At 74.1% G+C, this 3,144-nt stretch carries 3 protein-coding genes; 2 read left to right on the top strand and 1 reads right to left on the bottom strand.

The features are described 5' to 3' along the window. Positions 1–113: 113 nt before the first annotated feature. Positions 114–731, top strand: coding sequence for a hypothetical protein (locus tag LG632_RS29825; protein WP_226731049.1), 618 nt, complete (start codon positions 114–116; stop codon positions 729–731). Between the two features lie 21 nt (positions 732–752). On the opposite strand, the gene LG632_RS29820 is transcribed toward LG632_RS29825, so the two are convergent. Continuing rightward, complete coding sequence (locus LG632_RS29820) at positions 753–1,766, bottom strand: RDD family protein (RefSeq protein ID WP_226731048.1); 1,014 nt, start codon at positions 1,764–1,766, stop codon at positions 753–755. 117 nt (positions 1,767–1,883) lie between these two features. Here LG632_RS29820 and LG632_RS29815 point away from each other — a divergent pair, with 117 nt between their 5' ends. Next, complete coding sequence (locus tag LG632_RS29815; protein ID WP_226731047.1) at positions 1,884–2,891, top strand: stage II sporulation protein M; 1,008 nt, start codon at positions 1,884–1,886, stop codon at positions 2,889–2,891. The last annotated feature ends 253 nt before the right edge of the window (positions 2,892–3,144 follow it).

Genomic DNA, 3,144 nt, shown 5'->3' with positions numbered 1-3,144 from the left:
TCACCACCCGACCGGACACGGTCGAGCGGTAGCAGCAGCACAGCAGCACTCCAGGCAGGCCCCCGGCACCTCCGCCGGGGGCCTGCCCTGCACGTCGGACGTCAGGAAGCCCCATGCCCCGCGGTCGCTACTCGCTCCACGACCCCCACGACCACACGCCGCTCGGCGAGGAACACTTCTCCTGCGCCCCGGGCCCCTCCGGCTGGCGCTACGTCTCCCGGCTCACCGGCCCCGACGGCGACCACCGCGGCTCGGTCGACCTCGCCGTGGACGAGCTGGGCCGCCCCATCCGCCTCGAACTCAATGCCCGGAGCTGGCAGGTCCGCGGCGCCGCCGTCGACGGCGTCACCTGGGTCCGCACCGACCCCACCGGGACCGAGGCCACCGAGGGCAACGTCCGGGCCCCCGCCTTCACCGGCACCTCCCCGGCCTTCCTCGTCGCCACCGCCCGGCTGCTGCGCCTCACCCCCGGCGCCCCCGCGACCCGCGTCCGCCTCGTCCGCTTCACCGACCCCGTCCTCGCCCCGCGCACGGAGGACCAGGCCTGGGCCCTCGTCGGCACCGCCACGCACAGCACCGACAGCGGACCGCTCGTCGTGGACGAGTACCAGGTCACGGCCCTGGACACCGGCGAGGTCCACACCGTCCACCTGACCGGCGACGTGGTCCTCGCGGCCCCGGGCATCGAACTCGAAGAGCTGGACACCCCGCCCTCGGCCTTCCCGTCCTGACCACCGAGCAGCCCGGCCGCCTCAGGCGGGCGGCGCGAACCCGGTCGCCGGAGGCGGCACGACGGCCGCGGCGGGCGGAGCGGCGGGCGCGGCCGGCGCCACGGGTGGCACGGGCACGACGGGCGCCGGCTGGGCGGCGTACGGCTGGGCGAGGTGCGCTTGGCCCGGGTGCGGCCGGCCCGGGTGCGGCTGGGCGGCGTACGGAGCGCCGGCCTGCGGAACGGGCCCGAACCCCGGCGCGGGGTATCCGCCCGCCGGAGCCGCGACCGGCGCTGCCGCGACGGCCTGCTGCCGGAACGCCTTCGCCGCGTCCCGGGTCTGCCGCTCGTGCACCACACCCGCCAGATAGGCCGCGGCCGGCACCCCCGGCGGCGGGGGCGTACCCGTCCGCGCGACCAGGTCGTCCGCCAGCCGCGCCGCCATCGTCACGCTCACCTGCGGGTCCAGCTGCCCCATCCGGGTCAGGTACTGGCGGATCGCCAGCCACAGCCCCTCCGGTACGCCCGACAGGTCCAGCCCGGTGAAACTGCCCGCCAGCCACGGCGGCGGAGGCGGCACCGGCATCACCGCGGCGCCCGGCACCCGCTCCCGGACGACGAGCGTCCCGGCGAACACGTCCCCCAGGCGCCGGCCCCGCGCCGACACCAGCGAGGCGATGCAGGCCACCGACCCGAAGGTCATCAGCAGCTCCACCACCCCCAGCGCCCCGCGCACCAGCGCGTGCCGGAACCGGATGGGACCGCCGTCGTCGCGCACCACCCGCAGCCCGCAGGCGAGCTTCCCCAGCGACCGGCCCCGCGACAGCGTCTCCACGGCGATCGGCACCCCGACCAGCACGAGCACGAACGCCGCCACCGTCACCGCCGCCAGCGCCGCCTCGTCCAGCTCGGCGGTGGCGAAGGCCAGACCGACCGAGATCAGGACGTACCCGGTGACGTACACCAGCATGTCCAGCGCGATCGCCAGCGCCCGGCTCGGCAGCCGCGCCGGCCGCAACCCCAGGACGACCGCGTCCCCCGTCACCAGATCACTCACGGTTGCGCACCTTTCACGTGGCCCGTCCCGCCCCTCGGCCATGCCTCTCGGTCATCAAGTCTGCCAAGCTGACCACAGCAGGAGTAAGGGACCTGGGGCAGGGGAGCGGCAAACCGGATGGATCTCGACGTCTTCGTGACCGCCCACAGGGCGGAGTGGGACCGCCTGGAGCAGTTGCTCGGCCGCGGCCGGCGGCTCACCGGTGCCGAGGCGGACGAGCTCGTCGCCCTCTACCAGCGCGCCGCCACCCACCTCTCGCTGATCCAGTCCAGCGCCCCGGACCCGCTGCTCACCGGCCGGCTGACCCAGCTCGTCGCGCGGGCGCGGGCGACCGTGACGGGGGCACGCCGGGCGGGCTGGCGCGACGTGGCCCGGTTCTTCACGGCCGGCTTCCCGGCCGCCGTCTACCGCAGCCGGCGCTGGTGGATACCGACCGCGCTGCTGTCCGTGGCCGTGGGCGTCCTCATCGGCTGGTGGATCGCGGCGCACCCCGAGGTCCAGGCCGCCATCGGGGCCCCGGAGGAGATCCGGGAGATGACCAGGCCCGGCGGTCAGTACGAGACGTACTACTCCAGCCACCCCGCGACGTCCTTCGCGGCGCAGGTGTGGACGAACAACGCCCGGGCCGCCGCGATGTGCCTGGTCCTGGGCGCCTTCCTGGGCATCCCGGTGATCTGGGTGCTGTTCACGAACATGCTGAACCTCGGCGCCGGCCTCGGCCTGATGGCCGCCGCGGGCCGCCTGGACACGTTCCTCGGCCTGATCCTCCCGCACGGCCTGCTCGAACTGACCGCCGTCTTCGTGGCCGCCGGTACGGGGCTGCGGCTGGGTTGGACGGTCATCGACCCGGGCCCGCGCAGCCGCCGCGAGGCCCTGGCGGAACAGGGCCGCGCCGCCCTGGGCATGGCGGTCGGCCTGGCGGTCGTGCTGTTCGTCTCGGGAGTGATCGAGGGCTTCGTGACCCCGTCCGGGCTGCCGACCTGGGCCCGTATCGCCATCGGCGTGCTGGCGGAGGCGGCCTTCCTGGTCTACGTCTACGTGCTCGGCGGCCGGGCCGCCCGGGCGGGCGAGGTGGGCGACGTGGAGGCCGCCGACCGCTCGGACGTGCAACCGACCGCGGCCTGACGTGCGGAGCACCCGCCGAAGCTGCTAGTCTCCTCAGGTCCCGCAAAGACCGTTGACACGGTTGGCGTGGGGAGGTAGATTCGAACGGTTGCCTCGGACTGGACAGTTCGTGGGTGACGCTCTAAAATCTCTCTAGTCTCCCGATCGGAACGCGTAACGCCATTCCGAATCGAGGAGCACAATCCGATTCCTCATCAGGATCTGAACCCCGGAAAACCGGGTGGAAAACTTCTGATAGAGTCGGAAAAGCCGG

Source organism: Streptomyces antimicrobicus, assembly GCF_020532625.1.
Classification (GTDB): domain Bacteria; phylum Actinomycetota; class Actinomycetes; order Streptomycetales; family Streptomycetaceae; genus Streptomyces; species Streptomyces antimicrobicus.
This window is presented reverse-complemented; position numbering and strand designations above follow the sequence as displayed.

Bases quoted from the DNA above. Each gene is read 5' to 3' on its own strand.
- LG632_RS29825 (WP_226731049.1), top strand. From the start codon at position 114: ATGCCCCGCGGTCGCTACTCGCTCCACGACCCCCACGACCACACGCCG.
- LG632_RS29815 (WP_226731047.1), top strand. From the start codon at position 1,884: ATGGATCTCGACGTCTTCGTGACCGCCCACAGGGCGGAGTGGGACCGC.